The sequence below is a fragment of the Phaeovibrio sulfidiphilus genome, assembly GCF_014861485.1.
GTDB lineage: Bacteria > Pseudomonadota > Alphaproteobacteria > Rhodospirillales > Rhodospirillaceae > Phaeovibrio > Phaeovibrio sulfidiphilus.
This window is the reverse complement of the sequence record NZ_JACZHT010000003.1, coordinates 60,419-82,715: the sequence shown is the minus strand read 5'-3', so window position 1 is coordinate 82,715 and position 22,297 is coordinate 60,419. Positions and strand designations below refer to the sequence as shown.

Genomic DNA, 22,297 nt, shown 5'->3' with positions numbered 1-22,297 from the left:
ATCCTCCAGGTGCCTGCAGGGAAAGGAAGAGGGAGGCGGTGAGGCCTCCCCCGGAAGGATCAGATTACGTGAGCCGGGTCCGGTGTGGGACCGGACCCGAAAAAGGGGACCGGGACCGGAGTTCGCCGCGGAGGGCAGGCCCGGCCCGGCCCGACGGCCCCGAAACCCGTGAGGGCCCGGAGCCGCTGTTGGGTGTCACGCCGCTCAGGCGGCGCGCTCGGGGCCGTAGCCCAGACGCTCGTTGAGCTTGGTGACCAGGTCGCGGGCGCACTCGGTCACGTTGGAGCCCGGCGGATAGATCGCCGACGCCCCGGCCTTGTAGAGGGCATCGAAGTCGCCCGGCGGGATCACGCCCCCCACCACGATCATGATGTCCTCGCGGCCCAGCTTGTCCAGTTCCTGACGGAGCTGGGGCACCAGGGTCAGGTGACCGGCGGCCAGGGACGACGCGCCAACCACGTGGACGTCGTTCTCCACGGCCTGGCGGGCGGTTTCCTCGGGGGTCTGGAACAAGGTGCCGATGTCCACATCGAAGCCCAGGTCCGCGTAGGCCGTGGCGACCACCTTCTGACCCCGGTCGTGCCCGTCCTGGCCCATCTTGGCAATGAGCACCCGGGGGCGGCGGCCGTCGTTCTTCTCGAACTCGTCCACCATCCGTTTCACGCGGTCGATCTCGCCTTCCATGCTGCCCGCCTCCTTGCTGTAGACGCCGGTGATCGCGCGGATTTCCGCCTTGTGACGGCCGTAGACCTTCTCAAGGGCGTCGGAGATCTCGCCCACGGTGGCGCAGGCACGCGCGGCGTCCACCGCCAGGGCCAGCAGGTTGCCCTCGCCGGTGTCGGCGGCCTTCGTCAGCGCGTGCAGGGCCTGCTCCAGGGCGACCGGGTCGCGATCCCGGCGCAGGGTCTCGAGCTGGGCGATCTGCTCGGCCCGGACCTGGGCGTTCTCCACCTTCAGAACCTCGATCTGGGCGTCGTCCTCGACCTGGTAGCGGTTCACACCCACCACGGTCTGGCGGCCGGCGTCGATACGGGCCTGGGTGCGGGCGGCCGCCTCCTCGATCCGCATCTTGGGAATGCCGGTCTCGATGGCGCGGGCCATGCCGCCGGAGGCCTCGACCTCCTCGATGTGCTGCCAGGCGCGACGGGCCAGATCCTGGGTGAGCTTCTCCACGTAGTAGGAACCGCCCCAGGGGTCGATGATCTTGCAGGTGTTGGATTCCTGCTGCAAGAACAGCTGGGTGTTGCGGGCGATGCGTGCGGAGAAGTCCGTCGGCAGGGCCAGGGCCTCGTCGAGCGCATTGGTGTGCAGCGACTGGGTGTGCCCCTGGGTGGCGGCCATGGCCTCGATGCAGGTCCGGGCGACGTTGTTGAACACGTCCTGGGCCGTGAGGGACCAGCCCGAGGTCTGGCTGTGGGTCCGCAGCGACAGGGAGCGCGGATCCTGCGGGTCGAACTGCTTGATCAGCTTGGCCCACAGCAGGCGGGCGGCCCGCATCTTGGCGACTTCCATGAAGAAGTTCATGCCGATCGCCCAGAAGAAGGACAGGCGGGGGGCAAACTTGTCAATGGACAGGCCCGCCTCGATTCCGGCCCTCGCGTACTGGACGCCGTCCGCCAGGGTGTAGGCCAGCTCCAGGTCGGCGGTCGCTCCGGCTTCCTGCATGTGGTAGCCGGAAATGGAGATGGAGTTGAACCGGGGCATGTTCTCGGACGTGTAGGCGAAGATGTCCGAAATGATCCGCATCGACGGCCCCGGGGGGTAGATGTAGGTGTTGCGGACCATGAACTCCTTCAGAATGTCGTTCTGAATGGTGCCCGAGAGCTGGGACGGGGACACGCCCTGTTCCTCGCCCGCCAGGATGTAGAGCGCCATGATCGGAAGCACGGCCCCGTTCATGGTCATGGAGACGCTCATCTTGTCGAGGGGAATGCCCCGGAACAGGGTGCGCATGTCCATGATGGAGTCGATGGCCACACCGGCCATGCCCACGTCGCCGGCCACCCGGGGGTGGTCCGAGTCATAGCCCCGGTGGGTGGCCAGGTCGAAGGCCACCGACAGGCCCTTCTGGCCCGCAGCCAGGTTGCGTCGGTAGAAGGCGTTGGACTCGGTTGCGGTGGAGAAGCCCGCGTACTGGCGCACGGTCCAGGGCTTGGTCACATACATCGAGGGGTAGGGGCCCCGCACATAGGGGGGGATGCCGGGCAGGGTGTCGAGAAAGTCGATGCCCGCGCGGTCTGCCTCGGTGTAGAGGGGCTTGACGGGAATGCCTTCCGGCGTGGTCCAGAGATAGGACTCAGCATGGCTTCCGGTCCGGCTGACGAACCGGCCGTCCCAGTCGGCCTCGGAGGCGGACGCCCGGGTCCGGCCCAGATCGACGCTGGAGAAATCAGGGATACGGGACATTACTCTTCTCCTTCGTCCTGGTCGTCGGCGGGGTAGACCCCGAGACACATCTGGAGTTCCTCGAGGACATCAAAAACCGGGCAGCCCATGTGGACAAAGGCGTCCACTCCGGCGTCCTGGAGAGCGGTGTCCGGTTTTCCGGCCAGGTACAGGCGCGGCAGGCCGGCCTGCTTCAGGGCCCGTGCCACGTCGGCTGCAAGAGCCTCGTAGCGCTCGTCCGAGCCGCACAGGACGGCCGCTCGCGCGCCGGTCTTTTTCCAGGCGGCGACGGCGTCGTCGGCGGTTTCCAGCACACCCCCCGGAAGGGCCTCGATGCCGCCGGCCTCGAAGAGGTTCTGGGCAAAGGTTGCGCGGGCCGTGTGCTCGGCCACCGGGCCAAGGGTCACAAGGAAGATGGACGGATAGCTGCCGTGCTCGTCCTTCCAGGCGTCCGCGTTGTCACGCAGGGCCTCGAAGCCCTCGGCCAGGCGCACCACATCCAGGCCGTCGCGGATGTCCTCCTGGTTGCTGTCGGTCAGCCGGTTGGTCACCGGCAGGAACGGTGCCCCCGCGCGGACGGCCTTCAGCACGTCGTCCGTCGGGCTGGTCTTTCCGTCCAGGGCGTCCAGAAGCTCCCGGGTGGTCCGGGCGGCCGCGCTCATGCGACCGAGCGCCTCCTCCTCGAGGGTGTCCCAGTCGGGCTGGAGCGTCTCGACCTTTGCCTCCCGCAGGTTCGGGAATTCGCTCACCCCGGTGACCGGGATACGGCGCGAGGCAATGGCGCTCTGGCGCTCGGAGCAGGTCTTGCGGATCGACGACAGGAAGGCGTCGCCCTCCAGAGCCCGGACGATCCCGCCCTCGCGCTCGATGCTCTGGAACGCATCCCACGAGGTTTGGGCCAGCTGTTCCGACAGGCTTTCCACCGCCCAGGAGCCGCCCGCCGGATCGATGACCCGGCCCAGGTTGCTCTCGTCCTTCAGCAGGATCTGGACGTTGCGGGCGATGCGTCGTGCGAACTCCGTCGACAGGCCCGCCGCCGCGTCAAACGGCGTGATGGTGATGCTGTCCGCGCCGCCCACAACCGAGGCAAACGTCGAGACCGTGGTGCGCAGCATGTTCACCCAGGGGTCACGCTCGGTCAGCATGCGCTGGGCCGTCTTGGCCGCGATCCGGATGACGCGCTCGTTTTCCGGAACGCCGCAGGCCTCGAGAACCCGGCCCCAGAGCCGCCGGAAGGTGCGCAGCTTGGCAATGCCCAGGAACTGGTCCGCATCCATGGGGATGCTGAAGGTGATCTGGCGGGCGGCCCGGGTCGCATCCAGTCCGGCGGCCTCCATGGCGCGCAGGTAGGCCACGCCGGTGGACAGCATGGCGCCCATCATCTGGGATTCGGAGGATCCCGCACTGTGGTAGACGGCGCCGTCCACCTGGGCCGTGGTGGCGTTGGGCCAGCGCGCGGCCATATGGGCGGCCAACTGCCCCAGACGCGCCAGAGCCCGCTCCGGGGTCACGATCACGGTCCCGCCGTAGGCGTAGTCCGCAATGGGATCGGCGTTGAGGCCGCCCCGGGCCTGCTCGGGAGCGATGCCCTTTTCCTCCCACAGGGCGGTGAGGGCCAGACCCGCCGCCTCGAAGGAGTGCCCGGCGTTCAGGTAGACCGGCGCGGCGTCCAGGTGAACGCCCTCCAGGGCCGTTCTCAGGTCTGCGAGCGTCTGGACAAACACGCCGTCAAAGGCCAGGCCGGTTCCCTCGCCGAAGCAGGCCTGGTTCAGGCCGGACTGGGTGATCCAGTCCAGGCTCAGCAGCAGGGCGGTGGCCCCTCCCTCCAGCTCGCTGAGGGCCTGCCGGGCGGCTTCCTTCGGGTCGGGGTGATTGATTTCCTGACAGATTTCCCAGCCGCCGACGCTGGCGCCCTCGGCGCTGGCACCGCGCAGGAAGGGGGCAAACCCGGGAAGACCCTCGGAGACGGGAAGGGCGGCCTCGTCGGCCCGTGTGTAAAGCGGGTGGAGCGAAAACCCCTCAAAGGTTTTGGTGAGCATTTTCTTGTCAAAAGGTGCGCCGTTCAGCGACTTCTCGACAAGGGTCTTCCAGTCTTCAAGGTCCGGTGTGGGGAACTCGGCACCAAGGGGAAGGTTGTCCTGTGTCATGGGATACCCGGAAGTTTGAGGGCAAGAAAAACGTCCAGAGAGTAAAAATGAACGCTCGACAGAAGGGCGGATTATAGCCGAGAGCCCGAGGCCCGTTCAATCCCCGGAAGCAGGCCGCTGCCGTGGGTTTCCCACGCGTGTGCCCCGCCCCGGGGCGCAGGAGTCGGGCCTTTGTGGTCCCGCTTCGGGCAGCCGGTCAAACCGTCCGGCCTTCGGTGCTCCGGTGGACCGGTGTGGGGGGGCGGGCCCGGTGCGGGGATCCGCCCTGTGCGTCCGGCTTCGGTGGGGGGGGGGGCTGCGGCGCGTCGGGCAGGGAGCGCCGGTTGGGGGGGGCCCGGTGTTGTGGGGCTTCGGTGTCGGGGTGCTTCAGGCGCGTGAAACCGGCGCACAAAAAAAGCACCCGCCGGTGGGGCGGGTGCTTCGCAACAGGGTATCCTCGCGGGTTCGCGAAAACGCCGGATCAGCGCTTCGAGAACTGGAAGGAGCGGCGGGCCTTGGCCTTGCCGTACTTCTTGCGCTCGACCGAACGGGGGTCACGGGTGAGGAAGCCTTCCGACTTCAGCGCCGCGCGCATGTCCGGGTCGTAGTTGCACAGGGCGCGCGAGATGCCGTGGCGCAGCGCACCGGCCTGGCCGGAGAGACCGCCGCCCTTCACGGTGCACATCACGTCGAACTGGCCGGCGGTGTTGGTGACCACAAACGGCTGGTTGATCAGCATGCGCAGCACCGGACGGGGGAAGTAGACGTTCACTTCCCGGTCGTTGATGATGATGCGACCCGTGCCGGGCTTGACCCACACGCGGGCGATGGCGTCCTTGCGTCGGCCGGTGGCGTAGGAGCGGCCCTGGGCGTCACGCTTCGGCTCGCGCTTCACGGGCGCCTCCTGGGCGGACACCGGAGCGACCTGCTTGAGGTCCTCGAAGGATTTGATTTCTTCGGACATCTATCAGGCGCTCCTTTTGTTTTTCGGATTCAGGGCGGCCACGTCCAGAACTTCCGGCTTCTGGGCCTCATGGGGGTGTTCGGTCCCGGCGTAGACGCGCAGCTTGCCAAACTGGGCCCGGCCAAGCGGTCCCTTCGGAATCATGCGCTGCACGGCCTTCTCGATCAGGCGGTTCGGGTGGGCCCCGTCGCGGATCTGGCCGAGGGTGCGGCTCTTGATGCCGCCCGGGTAGCCGGTGTGCCAGAAGAAGCGCTCGTCGCTGGCCTTCTTGCCGGTCAGGTGCACTTTTTCGGCGTTGATCACGATGACGTGGTCACCGGTGTCGATGTGAGGCGTGTACATGGGCTTGTTCTTGCCACGCAGAATGTCTGCGATGATCACGGCAAGACGACCCAGAACGACGCCGTCCGCGTCGATCACGTACCACTTTCTCTCCACCTCGCTCGGCTTTGCGGAGTAGGTTTTCATATTGGCTGCGTTCCCTGGGAGCGGGAGGCGTCCGCCGCGACACGGCGAAGGCCTCTTGATTAAGACGGCGGAACTATGCCAGACGGACGCTGAAAGTCAAACGATAAATATCATTTAAAATCAACATGTTATAAGTATGGTATTATTATACCATACGGTAACGGCTGCGGGGACAAGGGAAAACCCGGGATCCGGGGCCGTCCGCGTTCGTGCCTTCGTCTTTGCAGCGGAACCGGGAGCGATTTGGCGACCCGGCTGGAGGCTCTCTCTGCTTTCCGGGCCCGGTTCCCGAAACCGGGCGCTTCGGGTGGCCTGTCAAAGGGTTCGGAGCCGGTTTGGGGGGGGCGGGGTCGCCCGCGGTCCGGCGCCCTTGCGTGCGTTGCGGACGCGTTGGGTGCGGCCGGGAGGGGGGCTCCGGGGGGCGCGCAGGCGGTGCGGGGGAGAGGCTCCAGGTGGGGAGAGGCTCCAAGTGGGGAGGGGCGGTCGTGTTGGGGCTCCGGCGCAGCATTTTTTGCCCCCGCGGTGGCCTGGCGCCCGGTCCGGGTGATCGAGTCGGGGCGTTCCGCATCCGGCCAATGCGGAGTCTCCCGGATCATGGGATGCGGCCTGTCCTGCAAAAAACGCCTGAGTAGAGATGATCAAGCGAAGGTTGTGGGCAGGTGTGTTTTTTCCGATCCCAAATCATCCGGAAGACAACTCACGCGGGACAAGTCGCGAATATTTTTACGTTTTCTCGTGTCATTGTAGTCATTTTAATATGTTCCTTTACGGCACCCCGGATTTTGGATTAACTCTATATAACGCAATGGTTGTTTCTGTGTGACCCCGGGCTCGCCGGGGTCTGCGAGTTTCAGGGAAGGGCCGTGTTATGGGTCGTGCTGTCTGCAGATCGTCCACCGGTCTTCTGTCCGCACTGGCACTGGCGCTGTCTGCGGGGGTCGCCGGTGCGGCGGCCGGAGCCGTTCCCGGTGACGGGACCGCGGTTCCTGCCATGGTTCCGGCTGTGTCCGGCCCTGCTTCCGCCGCCAGCCCGGGGGGTGCCCCGGTGTCTGAACGCGGGGCATCCGAGGGGAAGGGGGTGGAGGTTCGTCCCGGCGCGCTGGGGCAGGGTCTGTCGTTTCGCATCCGCTCGGACCGAACGGGGGCGCCACGGCAGACCGGGCAGGATGCGGTTTCGCCGGGCGCGGAGGGCGCACGGGAGGCGGGGTCATCCGGGGTGGATGCCACGCCCGGCGAACCTGTTTCTGGGGTCCGTTCGGCTGCCGTCCCGTCCATCGTGGTTCGTGACCGCGGGCCTGTGGCCCGTTCGGATGTGGTCCCGCCGTCCGGGGGCCGCGCGCCCGAGCCCGCGCCCCGCTCGGCGGCAGCGCCTTTTTCCGGGGCCCGGGAGCCCGGTGTTCCCGCCCGCGCCCGGGAGCCGCGTCCGCTTGATCCGGCGGAGCCCGGCTCTGCAGCCCGTGCGGGGGAGCCGCGTCCGGCGGTCCCGGGGGACGCTGCGGTTTTTGGCGGGATGACCTTCCGTCCGGCTCCGCCCCTTTCGGCCCGGTCCGGGGGTGGCCTCGGGGTTGGATCCGGGGCAGGGGTGCGAGGGACGCCCGGCGAGGGAGACGCCGTCCGCGCTGCTGTGCCGGAGGACGGCGCGCAGGACGCCCGCCGCCCCTCCGCCGTGCGGGAGGCCCGTGTGCAGGAGGCCGGTGCGCCGCCGGCCGGTTTCCATGCGGGCGATACCGGGGCAGTGAACTCCGGCGGTGCGGGTTCCCGCCCGGACCCGGATCCGGGGGAGCCTGAGGCTGCGGCCTCTCTCGCCTCTGGCGCGGAGAAGCGGGAGACCATCTTCTATCCCGACGCCAGCCTGCCCCCGACCCTGGCCGGCACCGGGGTGCTCCGCACACCGGATGAGGAGAGTCCCCCACCGGAACCGGTTCCGTCCTTTCCCACGGATGTGGCGATCGTGCCGGGTGTCCGCTCGTCGCTTCGTCCCGGAACGGGGTCGGATCCCGCTCTCCCGCTTGATCGCACCCCGAGCCGTGATCCCGGGGCCGATGCCGGCTCGGAGGCCGCCCCGGAACCCCGGGACGGGCGGGAGCTTGCCGCCGTGGCCGGGGACGGTACCGCGGGGGCGGGGGCAGACGCCCCGGCTTCAGACGCCGCGAGCGCACACACCTCGGGCGCAGAGCCCTTCGGCGTGGAGCGCGCCGGGCCTGCCTCGCCGGCGCCGGGCGCAGACGCCCCGGATCCGCTCCGGGAGGAAACGGCTCCGTCCCGGGGGGAAGCGGCTCCGTCCCGGGGGGACGTGGCGCCGGGGGCAGTCGAGCCCGTGCAGTCTGCCGCAGTGGAGGCCCGCCCCTCAGGGCAGAGCCTGGCGTTCCGGGCGTCAGGGGCCGGCAAAACCGGTGCTGCTGCGCCTGCGGAGGTCGGGACCGAGTACATGGTGGACGCCCGCGCGGGAATGGTGATGACCAAGACCTATGAAAAGGATCTTGTGGTTGACCGGAGGTATCTGACCACCGGTGACGGTACGGGTGTTGTCGAGGTCAATCGGACGCTTCGTTTTGGCGGGGTGAAGGGCGCGGAGGTGGCACTGCAGTCCCGGGGCGAGGGCAGCGGGATGACCGTCCGGGACGGAACCCGGGTGGAGGGGGACGGTCGGGTGGTCGTTGCGAAGAAAAACACCGTATCCCTCGGGGATACCTGGGTCGCCCCAAAAACGACCCTGGAATTGAGAGGGCCCGATGATGTCTCTCTTGGGGCAGGGAGCGCCACGATGGGCCATCTGATCCTGGAGAAAGAATCGACCATTGTCCTGGGGCGCGCCCATCAGGCGCTCGAGAGTGTCTCGCTGACCGGACTCACTCTTGTGGGAGCCGGTTCCCTGTGCGTGGGGGACGTGCCCCTGGCCATTGCTCCGAGCCCGCGCGCAACCCTGACCCTTGTGCCTGATGAGGCGACCCTGAAGCCCATGTTGGTGATGAACAGCCCGCAGAGCGGAAGTCTGACGGGGCATTTTGCCCGGATTGATGTTGCAACGCCGCAAGAGAGGCAGTTCCTGGCGGGTTCCGTAAAGGCCACCGGATCCGTGGGCGCCGGTTACCGTGTCATTGAGGGCTATGAGGGAACCCTTCCCGCGGGGCTGGGGTTCGAGGTCGCCGGGGAGCGCTATACGTTCGTGGTGACGGGGGGAAACCTCGTCTTGCAGCGGGATGCCGCCTATGACGGAAAATACACCGACACCTACGAGCGGCCAAAAACCTTGGGGAAAGACCGGGTCTGGATCGCCGGGGGAACGGGTGACAATACGTCCGACGGCGGCTCGGATTTCTCCGGTGGCCTGCGGGAGGTCCGTTTCCGGGGGGATGTGACCCTGGAAGACGGGGCCCGGGCCGAGTTCCGGAGCGCTCCCGGCAAGGATCTGGCGGTTACGTTCGCTGCAGACCTGAGAGGCGCGGTGCTTCTGGACGCGTCGCCGGCCCCCGGGGCAACACTGATGACCTCCATTACCCGGCTGGATGCCACCGGACAGGATGCCTCGGTGACGCTCAGGGGCGTGGCAAAGGGGGAGACGCGCATCGCCGGGGTGGCGCTGGCGGGCGGGCATTCGGTTCGTCTCAGCCGGGACGACAGCTCCACCGCACCGTTTCTGATCTCGGGCTTCCATTTGGGGGACGGCGGCGGTCGCTTTGATTTCTCCCACCCGATCCAGGCGGAAACGGGGTTTTTCGCTCTCGACCTCACGGTTGCCCCCAAGGCCGCCACGGGGTCGGACGTCCTGTTCCGGGCCTCGGGAAGCGCGGGGTTCTCGGGGGTGACGGCCGCGTCCTTTGTGACGTCGGAGGCCTCCCGCCGGGCCCTTGCCACCGGCGCGAACCGGGGTGGCAGTTTCATCAACGTGATGGACGGCCTTCCGGGCGCCACAGGGGGCAATCCCCTGGGCTTTGGCTCCGAGCCCCTTGTGGCGCCGGCCGGGGACGGGACGGATTCGGGCGAGTATGTCCTGTCCTCGGTGTTTGCCCACAACCGCCTGGTGGCCTATGTGAGCCGCCTGGAGGTCGGGGACATCACCTACGCGTCCGACCGGCGGTTTGATCCGGTCTACGGGCGCTATACCGAGGTGGTGCAGGGGGTCATGACCCTCGAGAAGGGGGTTGCCCTTGACTACTCGGCAGTGTCGGACGACCGGACCGCGCGCCTGGACCTGTCCGGCGCCCGGGGCGTGAGCGTCTCGGGGTTCGGAAACCGGCTGAAGGTGGGTCCGGGCTCGAAAATCGACCTGGCCGGGAAGGCCCTGACCTTCCTGATCGACGCGCCGGTTGACCTTGCAGTTCCCATGCTCGCCATCTCCTCGCCGGGCGCGGTGAGCCTGGCCGGCGCCCAGGTGTACCTGGATGCCACCGCCGCCGGGAGCGCGGCGTTCGACGGGGACGGGCTGACCCTCCTGTCCCTGGACGGCGGGGGGCTCCTGGACGGTGAGATTGCAAAGGCGGTCCTGCGGGACGGGCTTGTGCAGTACAGCGGGCTCGAGGTTCTCAAGACCGCCGACAGCAGGTCGCTGCTGGCCCGGTTCGGCCCCGGGGGAGGGGCGCCGGACACCAGCGGCGGTCATGGCTACATCCTGGGCGCGTTTGCCACCGGCTCGGTGCTGCGCAGCGCGGCCGATGCTCTTGCCGAGGCGGGGGGAACGGTGGTTCCCCTGCCGGGCACCGAGGTCTGGTGGAACGGGGAGTACGAGGGGGTTGGGTTTGCCACGCTCCGGGGATACCGGGAGACGCTGGAGCCGGCCTCCGAGGTGCGCACGACCGGCTTTTCCTTTGCGGGCGGCGCGGGCGTGCGCTGGAACCACGATGCCGGTCCGCTGGCGGTCCTGGCGGTTCTGGAGGGCGGGCGCGGCAGTTACGACATCGAGCACACCTTCGCCGGCTTTGCGGCCTCCGGCGGGGGCAAGGTCATGGCCATGGGTGGCGGCCTTCTGGCCCGGCAGGATTTCCTGAACCGGCTGTATCTGGAGGCCTCCCTCAGGGCGGGGCGGGTGGAGAACGAGTACCACAACCACGGTGTGGCCGGGGGGAGGGACGTGACCCTCAGGAGCGCCTGGTTCGGGGCCCACGTGGCGGCGGGCTATGAGATCCCGGTTTACGAGGACATCGGCTCCCTGGATCTTTCGGCGCGCCTGCTGTGGACCCGGATCGGCTCTGGCAGCGGGGACGTGGGAAGCGGCCAGAGGGTGCGGATCGACGCCTCGGATTCCCTGCGGCTTCAGGCCGGACTCCGCTACACCCAGGTGCTGGCCTCCCAGGTGCGCGGGTTTGTCGGGGTGGTTCTGGAACAGGAGACGGACGGCGAGGTCACCGGCTCTGTCGTCCGGGCCAATGGCCAGGGGGTGCCCCTTCCCCCCGCGGATCTCAAGGGGACCACCGCCCTGTTCGAGGGAGGTGTGAACTGGCATCTGGAGAGTGGCCTGACCCTGGATGCCCGGCTTTTCGGTTCCGTTGGGGAGCGCGAGAGCATTGGCGGGCGGGTGTCGGCCAACGTGGCGTTCTAGGGTCGCGGCGTTGTGGCTCTGTGCTTGCGCCCCTGCCGGGACATGCGGGCGGGGAGGGGGCCGAATCCTGCGCTCCGGAGGCCCGGGCTCCCGACGTCCCGGCCTCCAGCCGTTCCAGGGGTGACGGGCGGCCCCGGGCATGAGCGCTGGCGGGTCCGGGTGCGTTGGGGTCAGCTGCCTCGGCCGCGCCCGGGATCAGGTGTTACGGGCCGTTCCAGGGGTGACGGGTGGCCCCGGGCGTGAGCGCTGGCGGGCCCGGGTGCGTTGGGGTCAGTTGTCCTCGGCCGCGCCCGGGATCAGGCCGTGCCAGCTTTCCACGGGGATGAAGCGCTCATTCCACAGCCCGCGGCCTTTCTCGCGGGCCTCGCGCATGGCGTCCATGTAGGGGCTGTCCGCCGTTATGGGCAGCGCCCAGCCCATTTCCACCATGAGCCGGTTGATCTCCTGGTTTTCCACCTGACAGACGGCGATGGTGTTGCCCTCCGCGTCCTGGGAGTTGCCCTCGCAGGACAGCTCCCGGCCCTTGATGATCTCGGTCAGGAAGAACGCCGCCCAGGTACCGCAGCCGTGCTTGTCCCCGCAGGTCTCGGACAGCGGGGGCACGAACACGCTCCCCAGGACCACCGGCACTCCGCCGGTGCACTTCCCGTAGGCCCTGCGTCCGTTCACCACGATGTGGCTGCCATCCGATATGCAGGCCTTTCCCGTGATTGGGCCACTGGCGGCTTCTGCGGTTCCCGGAGCGGAGCCCGCGACAGCAGCAAGGAAAACAGCAGAGCAGACCGGAAGAAGCTTTTCCACAGCGTGTCCCCAGAACGGAGTGATCGGAAGGTGCGAAAGGCCCGGGCCCGGGGCCCGGGCCGGAAAGGAAGGCGCGCCCTCAGCAGCCGAAGCTCAGGAGCGCGTCCACATCGAGAATGAGCATCAGCTCGCCCTGGAGACGGACGACCCCCACGGACACCGAGCGCCAGTTGGCCAGCATGGTGGTGGGGTTGGGCTCGATGTCCGACTGGGGCAGGGTCAGGACGTTCCCGACCGTGTCCGCCATCATGGAATAGAGCTCGTTCCCCTTCTCGATGGTGACGCACATGGCGTTCTCCCGGTCCTCCTTGGGGGGCAGGCCCAGGCGCGCGGCCACATCGATGACCGTGACAATCCGGCCCCGGAGGTTGATCGTCCCGGCGACCTCGGGGGGCGACAGGGGGATGTTGGCGATTTTCTCCGGCGAGAGGATGTCCTGGACACGCTCCACCGGGATGCCGAACAGCTGGTTGCGGACGTAGAAGGTGACGAACACCTGGTCGTCGGGTTTCATCAGGGCTGTGTTCTGGCTGCTCGGGGCCAGGGCGCGGCTCTGGTCCTTGACGCTGGTGAGTTCATTCATGGACGTGTTCCTGCTTGTGTTCCCGACGGTCGGTTCCACCGTGTCTCTCAGAGTCCCGGCAAGTCAGAGTTCGTATCATAATGCCTTTTTTCTTAACAAATTTGACCTTTTCTTTCAATGAATTTCAGGTAAACCTGTCCGGGTGTCGCGGCCCCACGGCAGGCCGAACCCGCGGGGCGGGCCGAATCGGCTTCCGGAGAGCCCGGGTTTGTGGTAAGCCGTTCCGGTACAACGACAAGGCGATGGAAAGATCACGCTATGAAGTATTCGGATACGGATATCCTCGAGGCGCTGGAAAGCGGGCAGATCGAGATCGATCCCCCGGTTCCCCCGGAGGGAATCGGCGCGGTATCTGTGGATCTTGCGCTGGGTGACCATTTTCGCGTGTTCCGCTCCACCTTCACCGGAGCCATTGACCTGGCCCCGCCGGGAACGGGTGGGCCGGCCATTGACTTCGACCGGATCATGGATGATCTGGTGGTTCCCGAGGGGGAGGCCTTCGTCCTGAACCCGGGAGGGTTCGCGCTCGGGATCACGCGCCAGAGGGTGCGCCTGTCCGCGGGCCTTGCCGGGCGCCTGGACGGCCGCTCGTCCCTGGCACGGGTGGGGCTGATGGTTCATGCCACCGCCCACACCATCGATCCGGGCTGGAACGGTCGGATCACCCTCGAGTTCTTCAACTGCGGCCCGCTTCCCCTGATGCTGAGGCCCGGCATGCGGATCTGCGCCCTGTCCTTCGAGGTCGTGAAGACGCCGACCTCCAAGCCCTATTCCAGCGCGCCCTCGTCCAAGTACAAGGACCAGCACTCTCCCATCCCCTCGCGCATCACCCGCGACCGGCAGGACGGGTGCGGCTCCGATACGGACACAGGCGCCGCCTGATCCCCGGGGGACGATCCCGTCCCCTCGCACACGGAGGGTGTGGCCAGCCCGGGGCGCTGTTCCCGAGGCGGGCGGCTGCCCGGGTTCCGTCTTTCCGGAGGAAATCATGACGACAGCGAACGAGATGGCCCGCCGGTTCCCGGGGGCGCATATCCTGCCCTTCAACGGCATCTGGCCGAAGATTGCCGAGGGTGTCTTTATTGCCCCCGGGGCCGTGGTGGCGGGCGACGTGGAGATTGGTCCCGGATCGAGCGTCTGGTTCGGCTGCGTCCTGCGCGGCGACGTGAACGTGATCCGCGTCGGTGCGCGCTCCAACATCCAGGACGGAACCGTGGTGCACGTGACCGCCGGCGGTTGGGGAACAACCATCGGGGACGATGTGACCATCGGGCACCGGGCGGTTCTTCATGCCTGCACGCTGGAGAACGCCAGCTTCGTGGGCATGGGCGCCGTGGTGCTGGATCAGGTCGTGGTCGAGGAAAAGGCCATGCTGGCCGCCGGAGCCCTTGCCTCGCCGGGCAAGCGCATCACCGCGGGGACGCTGTGGGCCGGATGTCCCGCCTCCGAGAAGAGGCCCCTGCGCCCGGCGGAAATGGACGGTTTCCTGGACTCCGCGCGCAACTATGCGGCGCTGGCCGCCAACTACCTGGACGCGGCCGCCCGGGGCTGAGGCCCGGGCTATTTCCTGACACCGGCGGGCCTGTGCGCCCTTGCAGGGGGCGCCGGGTCTGGTCCTGGCGGCGGTTTCCGGTCTCGCACCGGTCGCCGAACCCCTTCATCACACGATGCTGCGAGCCTCCCCGGGGGCGCCACTGCCCGGCTTCGCCGTTCCCGGAGCGGGCCGGACAGGCCTCGCCCCGCACGGTGGGCGACCGTACAGGGGCGGCGTTCTGTCCATCGGGTGTGCTGAGGTTCCGGTGTGCGGTCGTCAGCCCTGTCTGGAGCCGGCAAGCGCCGTGCGCAGGGTCTTTTCCGCCGCGAAGGCATCGCGTGCCAGGCGGATGACCGGCGCCACGCGGGGCGGGGATACGGCCAGAGCCTTCAGCAGGGGCATGACCCGGGTTCGTCCGTGCTTGTCCACGCCGCCCATGATCCAGGGGGGGACCGAGCGCCCGGCCGGGTCCGCAACGGCCCGGATCACACAGAAGGGGACGGCGCAGGCCTGGGCCTCCACCGCAATGGCGTGGCTTTCCATGTCGGCGGCCACCGCCCGGCTGGACTCGAAGAGGGAATTCTTGTCCGACGGCCCGAAAAGGGGCTCGTCCACGCCGTAGAGGATGCCGCGCTCGGCGCGCTCTCTCAACTCGGGGGGGAGCAGGCTCTCCAGCAGCCGGGGATCCGTTTCCGCCTCGCCGCCCTGCCAGACAATGCGCTCGGGCAGCAGCAGGGTTCCGGGCGCAAGACCCGGAGCCAGACCGGCCGCCGTTCCGAAACTCACCAGGGCGTCGCAGCCCTTGACCAGCAGCCTGTGGGCGGCTTTTTTGGCTTTCCGGGGGCCCGGGCCAAGACACAGAACCCTGGAGCCGGCGGGCAGCAGCGCTGCCTCTCTTTCCAGACCACAAACAAATCCGGGAATCATGACCTCACCTGTGGGATACGCCGGACGAACGCCGGACTGGACAGGAAGTCTGCGCCAGTCGCGGAAAAAAAGCGAGGACATAATCACCCTCGCCCATTGCGGGAGCGGGGGTGAAGGCCCGGGGCACCCACAGAAGGCCCGCAAACGCAGCGTGATTGGGCGGGTGAACGCGGGGTGCTGCACGCCAGGGGGGCACGGACGCGCGTCCTGTCGGGCGGGAAACACAGGCGCGGTCCGGCGGGACGCATCCGTGTTGCGGACCGAAAAAAAAGCGGGGAGAGTTGCCTCCCCCCGCGGGCTGTCTGCCGGTCGGGACCGCCCGTGTACCCGGCCCCGGGGCGCCTCTGGTGTGTGCCCCCGGTAACGGGCTCTGCCATGGGGCGCCGGACCCCGGTCCCTGCCGTCGGTCCTTGCCGAGGGCGTGTGCCGCCGGTCCCTGCCGCCGGTTCCTGATATGGATCCCGGACGGCAGGCCGTCGCGTGGTCCTACATGCCGCAGAAGGGCTGAAGCACGGCGCCGCGGGTCTGGTTGCGGTAGCGTGCAAGGGCCCAGAGCGGGAAGAACGCCGGATAGCCGTAGTAGCGCAGGTAGAAGAAGCGCGGGAATCCGACGGCGTTGTAGTAGAGCTCGTCCCACTTTCCGCCGTTGCGCGGTGCGTTCAACAGGTAGTTGACGCCACGCTCCGCCTCGGGGGAGTGGACCTCGCCCGCCGCCATCAGCCCCATGAGGGCCCAGGCCGTCTGGGTGGGGGTGGAGGCCTTGACCTCGGCCTTGCGCTCCTCCCAGTAGGACGCGCAGTCCTCGCCCCAGCCGCCGTCCGGCTGCTGGCGCCCCTTGATGTAGTCCACGGCCTTGCGCACGCGCGGATCGTTCTTGTCCACCCCGGCGGCGTGCAGCGCGTTCAGCGCCGACCAGGTGCCGTAGAGGTAGTTCGTGCCCCAGCGGCCGAACCAGGACCCGTCCTCCTCCTGGTGGGAGAAGATGTAGTCCAGCCCCTTCCGGATTGCCGCCTCGTTGCGGGCGTCCGGGTCGTTGCGCATCTTGCCCAGCTGGACCAGCATGCCCACGCAGCGGGCCGAGACGTCCACCGTCGGCGGGTCCAGAAGCGCGCCGTGGTCGGCAAAGGGAATGTAGTTCAGGAAGTAGTGGGTGTTCTCGGGCTCGAACGCACCCCAGCCGCCGTCGGACGACTGCATGCCGATGATCCAGTCCTCGGCGCGGCGGATGGACTCGTCGTTGACCGCGCCCTCTTTCGAGCGGTCCATGGCCATGACCACCACGGCGGTGTCGTCCACGTCCGGGTAGTGGTCGTTGCGGTACTGGAAGGCCCAGCCGCCGGGGACCACGTCCGGGCGGCGCGAGATCCAGTCTCCGCGCACATCCAGGATCTGGCGCTCGCGCAGCCACTCGTTGGCCTTGCGGATGGGCTCGTCCTTGCCGGACAGTCCCGCCTCCTGAAGGGCGTGGGAGGACAGGCACGTGTCCCAGACCGGCGAGAGACACGGCTGAACGTACTCGATGTCCCCGTGGCGCACGCACAGCAGGTCCACGGCCTCGCGGGCGATCCGGTAGTTCGGATGGTCCTTGGGCAGGCCCAGCTCGTGGTAGGCCATCAGGGTGTTGGCAATGGCCGGGTAGATCCCGCCCAGGCCGTCGCGGCCGTTCAGGCGCTCCTCGATGAAGTCGAGGCACCACTTCTCGGCCTTCTTCTGGAACAGCCGGTGCAACAGCGGCTCGGCCGTGCGCAGAACCTTGTCAAACTGGATCAGGGCCCCGCCCATCCAGTGGCCGGTGGCGTTGGTCATCCACTTGCGGAGGGTCCAGGGATCCTCGCGGAAAAGCTCCCGCACGCCGATGCCCGTCGGGTTGACCGCCTTCGCCTTGCGGGTGCACAGGATCATCAGGGGCGCCATGACCGTCCGGGACCAGTAGGCCACCTTGCTCATGTGGAAGGGCGCCCACTTCGGCAGCAGGACCACCTCGACCGGCGTCGAGGGGCAGGCCTTCCAGGGAACCTGCTGGAACATGGCCAGCGTCATGCGGGTGAAGACGTTGGACTTCTCGGCCCCGCCGTGCTTCAGGATCGCCTCGCGGGCGCGAACCATGTGGGGCGCGTTGATGTCGTCGCCGATCAGCTTCAGGGCATAGTAGGCCTTGACCGAGGCGGACATGTTGAAGTCGCCGTCGTAGTACAGGGGCCAGCCGCCGTGATCGCCCTGGATGGCGCGCAGATAGTTTCCGATCCGGGCCTCCTGGGCGGGGTCGATCCCCTCGTTCAGGTGGTGGTTGAGAAGAATGTACTCGGAGGGGATGGTGGCATCGGCCTCCAGCTCAAAGACCCAATGGCCGTCGGACTTCTGCTGGTCGAGCAGCCAGCGCGAGGCCTCGTCGATCACAGAGTCCAGACGGGCGTCATCCACGCCCGTGCCGCTGGACTGTCCGGCCGCGTGCGCGCCAGGCGCACCGGAAGCGCTCCGGGCGGAAACCGCCGGGTTTTTGAGGGCCTTGCCCTCTCCTGTAGCTCCAATCCATTCCATTTTTTTCACACACTCTTCTTTCGGTTTGGGCCGGACCGCACACGGGTCGGGCACGATCTGGTCCGGCAGACCTTCCGGGAGACGGCACGGATCGCCGTGCAGGTCGGGATCACGGGCGAGCCCGCGTGAAACCGTCGTGCAGGGAAATCCATGCGGCGCACAGGCTCGGAAAGACCCGCGTGGCACTGGATCGCGGGCTGGTCCGGATGTCCGGATCCGGGAGCGACCGGGCGGTCGCCATACAAAGCAGACTTACGTATGGAAAAAAACCGTCCCGCAAGTCAAGTGAGCCGCTGGTGCAGTGCAGCATAAAATTGGTCCACTGAGACATTTTTGCAACAATTGATCGTTGAGGGGCGGGGGAAAAACGCGTTTCCGTTTGGGCCGGGCCCAGGATTGGGGGTGGTCGCGGGGGGTATCCGGCGGGAAACGGACAGGACTGCGGCGGGGGACGGGTGTGGGGGATGGCGTCGCCAGCGGCGGGCGGAAGGGGATGGGGAATGGCGTTGCCGGCGGCGGGAGGAGCGGGAAGGGGAATGGTGTGGCGGGAAGGTGGCGGGCGGAAGGGGACTGCAGGGTGCATGCCCGGTGCGGAGCCGCACAGGGGGACGGGTATGGGAATGGCGTTGGGGACGGCGAGCGGAAGGGGAAGGGTGTGGGGAATGGCGTTTCCAGGCGGCGGGCGGAAGGGGACCTGGCAGGATGCGTGCCCGGTGCGGAGCTGCACAGGCGGAAGGGTATGGGAATGGCAATGGGGTGGCACGGTGGGGTGGTGCGGCAAGGCGGGGGCCGCCCCCTTGCCCTCCGGTCCCCTGGTCGCTCGCTACCTGTCCCCTGTCCCTGTCCCCTGGTTCCCCGTCCCCTGTGGTTCCCTGTCCTCTTGTCCTCTGTCCCCTGTCCCCTGTCCCCTGTCCCCTGTCCCCTGTCCCCTGTCCCCTGTTCAGCCCTCACTCCACCAGCATCATCCAGCCCCCGTCGGACAGGGGCACCACCTGGTAGTTCACGATGCGCCCGCTGCGCAGCATCAGGGAGGCATCCCCGGAGCGGGCGTTCAGGTGGTCGCGCAGCATGGCCGCATCCGCCCCCGAGCGGATTTCCCGCAGCATGCGCTCCAGGAAGCTCATGATGGTCAGGGGCGGCAGGGGGGATCCGATTTCCAGGAACAGCCCGAACGCGGGGCTGGCCTGATGCAGAACCCCGTTGGCGTCGAACAGGGCCACGCCCTCGCGCAGGTGGCCGATGGTCTCGCCGAAAATCGTGCTGATCTGGGAGTAGGCCCGCTCCTTGGCCAGGCTGTCGGTCACGTCCTCGGTGGTGATGATCAGTCCGCCCAGGGGGTGGGCGGCCACGACCCGGCGCAAGGTGGCCCCGTCGGGCAGGTGGAGGATCTCCTCCTTGGGGCTCATCATCCGGGTGAAGAACGCGATCTCGCCCGCCTTGTAGGCCGGGAAGTCCGCCACCTCGGGGAGCCTGCGGCCTTCGCGCAGGCGCTCGAGGACGTCGCCGTAGTCCGGGCCCGTCTCCAGCCAGCGCGGATCGAGCTTCCACAGCCGCGCCCAGGCCCGGTTGAAGAAGCGCAGCTGGGTGTCGGCGGAAAAGAAGGCCACGCCGGAGGTCAGCCGCTCCAGCACGGCGGCGTTGGTGTCGATCTCGTTTTCCAGCCGGTCCTCGACCTCCTCGATGGCCGAGATGTCAATGGCCTGGCCCACGGTGGTCCGGTGGAGGGTTCCGACACCCACGGGGCGCTCGGTGACCTCGAACAGGCGCCGCTCGCCCTCGACCACCGCGTGGAAGCGTCCCCGGGCCGGGGCCATGCGTGCGCGGGATCCGGCGGCCAGGGCCCGCAGCTCCAGGGCGGCGGTGCCGTCCACCAGTTCGCGGCGGCTGGCCAGGGCCTGGGTGCGTCCGGGCACGTCGAGCGCCCGCACAAAGGCCGCGTTGCACTCGGTCAGCAGGAGTTCCTCGTTGCGGGCCCACACCGGTGTCGCGAGCGCGTCCAGCATGCCCCGCAGCCGGTCGCGCTCCTCCCCAAGCGAGGCCAGGGAGGCGTTCTGCCGCTCCCGCGAGGTTTCCTCCCGGGTGATGTCCCGCATCCAGAGCACCGCGTCATAGGGCTTCGTGCGCATGGTGCCCACGGGCTGCCCCGTGATGCGGATCCGCCGCCCGCTGAGGGTGTCCCCCAGCTCGAGGGTAAAGGTTCTGGCGTCGGAGCGCACCGCCTCGAAGGCAGTTTTCAGCGCCCGGGCGTCGTCTTCGGAAAAATGTTCCAGAATATCCTTAAAGGAGGCCTGCTCCCCCGCGGCCAGGTCCAGAAGCACCGCAAGGCGGCGCGAGCAGTGGGTTGTCCCGCCTCCGGCCGTGAGCGTGCCCGGGGTTTTCCCGGGGCCTGCGGTGCCTCCCTCTGATCGCCACAGGAACAGCCCGTCCGGGCAGGTCGCCAGCAGTTCCCGCAAGTCCTCTGTATCCTTGCGGCTGTGTTGCAGGGCTTTCGTCCGGGCGCGCCGGTGGGACACAAGAAGGGACAGCCCCACCCCAAGCAGGCACAGGACCAGAATGCTGGCGGAGACGATCCAGGAGGACGGCACGCTCGCCGGCAGGGCGAACGGGACCAGGCTGTCCGTGGGGACCAGGGTGCCGGTCCGGGTTTCCGCGGGGGCGGGAGTGCCGCCGGGAGCGGCGAGGGCGGGAGTGGCGGCGGGAGTAGTGGCGGCGGGCCCTGCCGCTCCGGTAACGGCCACAGCCGGGTCTGCTGCCGGAGCCCCTGTGGCCGGAGCAATTTTGGCGGGAGCCGATGGGGCCCTGGCAGCCTTCGGGCCCGTGTCAGCCGCCGGGGCTGCCGAAGGCGCGGGGTCGTGAGCTGCCGGCGGTTCGGGCAGATCCTCGGTATCGGTCTGGGAAAGGACGAAGCGGTCCGGGTCCATCGGCGGGTCTCGGCTGAGGGAGGTTCAGGGTTGGGTTCAGGCTCGGTTTTCGCGCGAAAAAGTCAAGCATCTTTAGGCCCTGGGTGTCTGTTCCCGGAAAGGACGGGGCGTTCGGTGGGGGCGTCCCTCCGTGCGCTCCCGCTCCCCCGGCTGTCCCGTTGCGCAGGGCGCCCCGGGTCCGCTATGATCGGGGCACGCGGCCGGTGGTCCCCAGCCGGGCCTCCCGCCTTCTGTCCTTTCCGTCCAGTCCGAGCAAAAAAATGAAACTTCAGGAGCTTGCCGATCTTCTTGGTGGAACTCTTCATGGGGATGGCTCCCTGGAGTTCGCGCGCCCCCTTCCTCCGGTCGAGGCGGGGTCGGCCGATCTTGCGGTTGCCATGCAGCCGGAGCTCCTGGGCGATCTGGGCCGCTCGCCGGCCCGCGTCGGCCTTCTCGCCAACGGGACCGAGCCGCCGGAGGGCACCCTGGACGCCTGGGTGTGCGTGGGCCGTCCCCGGTATGCGCTTCACCGGCTGACGGGGGCGCTGGGGCAGGAGCCGTTTGTGGCTCCGGGGATCCATCCCACCGCGGTGGTGGAGCCGGGTGCCGAGGTCTCTCCGGATGCCTCTCTCGGGGCCTTTGTGTATGTGGGCCCCCGGGCGCGCATTGGCCGGGGCGCGCGCATTCTCAATCACGTCTCCATCGGTCAGGATGCGGTCATCGGCGAGGACACCTTGCTGCACCCGGGCGTGCGGGTGGGCGAGCGGGTCCGTATCGGCGCCCGGGTGATCATTCACTCCAACGCGGCCCTTGGCGCGGACGGCTTCAGCTTTGTCACCCCCGAGCCGGGATCGGTGGAGCATGCCCGCTCCAGCGGCTCAGGGAAGGTCAGTTCCTTCAACGAGCACATCGCGCGCATTCACTCGCTCGGCTCTGTGGTCGTGGGCGACGATGTGGAGATTGGCGCCAACACCTGCATCGACAAGGGCACCCTGACGGACACCTGTATTGGCAGCGGAACCAAGATCGATGACCTGGTCATGATCGGCCACAACGTCCGGATCGGCATGCTGTGCATGATCTGCGGGCAGGTGGGGATCGCGGGCAGCACGGTGATCGGAAACGGCGTGGTTCTTGCGGGGGGCGTTGGCGTGGCTGATCACGCGAAGATCGGGGACCACGCGGTGGTGGGCGCACGCTCGGGCGTCATGGGCGAGATCCCGGAAAAAGAGGTCTGGATGGGCTATCCCGCACGGCCGCGCAAGGAGACCATGGAGATTTTCGTCTACCAGTCCAAGCTGAAGGCCCTGTTCCGCGAGGTCTCGGACTTCCGCAAGGCGTTCGCCTCGTTCCTCGAGGACGGCCGGGGCAAGTAGGCCCACGGGCCGGGCTTGCCGCCAGGCTTTTCCCCCGGTCCGAAGCCGGGGCCGGGGGTGTGACGCGGGGCACGGGCTCGTGCTGCCAGCGGTCGGCGCGACGGTCAAGGGTCGGGGGCGTGCCGGGGGTGCGCTGCCGTGTTGGCGGCGGTTACCGGG

At 68.2% G+C, this 22,297-nt stretch carries 13 protein-coding genes; 4 read left to right on the top strand and 9 right to left on the bottom strand.

Features of this window, described 5'->3' with window-relative positions:
- Window positions 1-204: 204 nt before the first annotated feature.
- The 4 genes from scpA to rplM all read right to left on the bottom strand — a co-directional run bounded on the left by scpA (window position 205) and on the right by rplM (window position 5,943).
- Window positions 205-2,406: a methylmalonyl-CoA mutase gene (scpA, locus tag IHV25_RS05195; protein WP_192534050.1), complete on the bottom strand. Its 2,202-nt coding sequence runs from the start codon at window positions 2,404-2,406 to the stop codon at window positions 205-207.
- Window positions 2,406-4,532, bottom strand: coding sequence for a methylmalonyl-CoA mutase family protein (locus IHV25_RS05190; RefSeq protein ID WP_192534049.1), 2,127 nt, complete (start codon window positions 4,530-4,532; stop codon window positions 2,406-2,408). The genes scpA and IHV25_RS05190 overlap by 1 nt, the downstream gene beginning before the upstream one ends.
- Window positions 4,533-4,992: 460 nt before the next feature.
- Entirely contained in the window at window positions 4,993-5,475 is a 483-nt protein-coding gene (gene rpsI / locus IHV25_RS05185; protein WP_192534048.1) for a 30S ribosomal protein S9, read from the bottom strand.
- Window positions 5,476-5,478: 3 nt separating this feature from the next.
- Window positions 5,479-5,943 (bottom strand): 50S ribosomal protein L13, encoded by a 465-nt coding sequence (rplM, locus tag IHV25_RS05180; RefSeq protein ID WP_192534047.1) that lies wholly within the window; start codon window positions 5,941-5,943, stop codon window positions 5,479-5,481.
- Between the two features lie 2,317 nt (window positions 5,944-8,260).
- On the opposite strand from rplM, the gene IHV25_RS05175 reads away from it, so the two are divergent.
- The gene (locus tag IHV25_RS05175; RefSeq protein ID WP_192534046.1) at window positions 8,261-11,479 is read left to right on the top strand and encodes an autotransporter outer membrane beta-barrel domain-containing protein; all 3,219 of its coding nucleotides are present in this window, start codon (window positions 8,261-8,263) and stop codon (window positions 11,477-11,479) included.
- A 270-nt stretch (window positions 11,480-11,749) separates the two neighbouring features.
- Here the strand turns inward: IHV25_RS05175 and IHV25_RS10435 are convergent, their stop codons facing one another.
- Together IHV25_RS10435 and IHV25_RS05165 are read right to left on the bottom strand one after the other, a co-directional pair.
- Window positions 11,750-12,151: a thermonuclease family protein gene (locus tag IHV25_RS10435; protein WP_192534045.1), complete on the bottom strand. Its 402-nt coding sequence runs from the start codon at window positions 12,149-12,151 to the stop codon at window positions 11,750-11,752.
- A 208-nt stretch (window positions 12,152-12,359) separates the two neighbouring features.
- Entirely contained in the window at window positions 12,360-12,863 is a 504-nt protein-coding gene (locus IHV25_RS05165; RefSeq protein ID WP_192534044.1) for a chemotaxis protein CheW, read from the bottom strand.
- A gap of 258 nt (window positions 12,864-13,121) precedes the next feature.
- Between IHV25_RS05165 and dcd the strand changes: the two genes are divergently transcribed.
- Together dcd and IHV25_RS05155 are read left to right on the top strand one after the other, a co-directional pair.
- Window positions 13,122-13,745 (top strand): dCTP deaminase, encoded by a 624-nt coding sequence (gene dcd / locus IHV25_RS05160; protein WP_192534043.1) that lies wholly within the window; start codon window positions 13,122-13,124, stop codon window positions 13,743-13,745.
- A 106-nt stretch (window positions 13,746-13,851) separates the two neighbouring features.
- The gene (locus IHV25_RS05155; protein WP_242018820.1) at window positions 13,852-14,415 is read left to right on the top strand and encodes a gamma carbonic anhydrase family protein; all 564 of its coding nucleotides are present in this window, start codon (window positions 13,852-13,854) and stop codon (window positions 14,413-14,415) included.
- Between the two features lie 258 nt (window positions 14,416-14,673).
- On the opposite strand, the gene IHV25_RS05150 is transcribed toward IHV25_RS05155, so the two are convergent.
- From IHV25_RS05150 to IHV25_RS10645, 3 genes are all read right to left on the bottom strand, one after another.
- Window positions 14,674-15,405 carry a phosphorylase family protein gene (locus tag IHV25_RS05150; RefSeq protein ID WP_192534042.1) on the bottom strand — a complete coding sequence of 244 codons (732 nt, stop codon included), beginning with the start codon at window positions 15,403-15,405 and terminating at the stop codon, window positions 14,674-14,676.
- 405 nt (window positions 15,406-15,810) lie between these two features.
- Complete coding sequence (gene shc / locus IHV25_RS05145; RefSeq protein ID WP_192534041.1) at window positions 15,811-17,862, bottom strand: squalene--hopene cyclase; 2,052 nt, start codon at window positions 17,860-17,862, stop codon at window positions 15,811-15,813.
- 947 nt (window positions 17,863-18,809) lie between these two features.
- Window positions 18,810-20,600 (bottom strand): PAS-domain containing protein, encoded by a 1,791-nt coding sequence (locus tag IHV25_RS10645; protein ID WP_192534040.1) that lies wholly within the window; start codon window positions 20,598-20,600, stop codon window positions 18,810-18,812.
- A 443-nt stretch (window positions 20,601-21,043) separates the two neighbouring features.
- Between IHV25_RS10645 and IHV25_RS05135 the strand changes: the two genes are divergently transcribed.
- Window positions 21,044-22,138 (top strand): UDP-3-O-(3-hydroxymyristoyl)glucosamine N-acyltransferase, encoded by a 1,095-nt coding sequence (locus tag IHV25_RS05135; protein ID WP_192534039.1) that lies wholly within the window; start codon window positions 21,044-21,046, stop codon window positions 22,136-22,138.
- The last annotated feature ends 159 nt before the right edge of the window (window positions 22,139-22,297 follow it).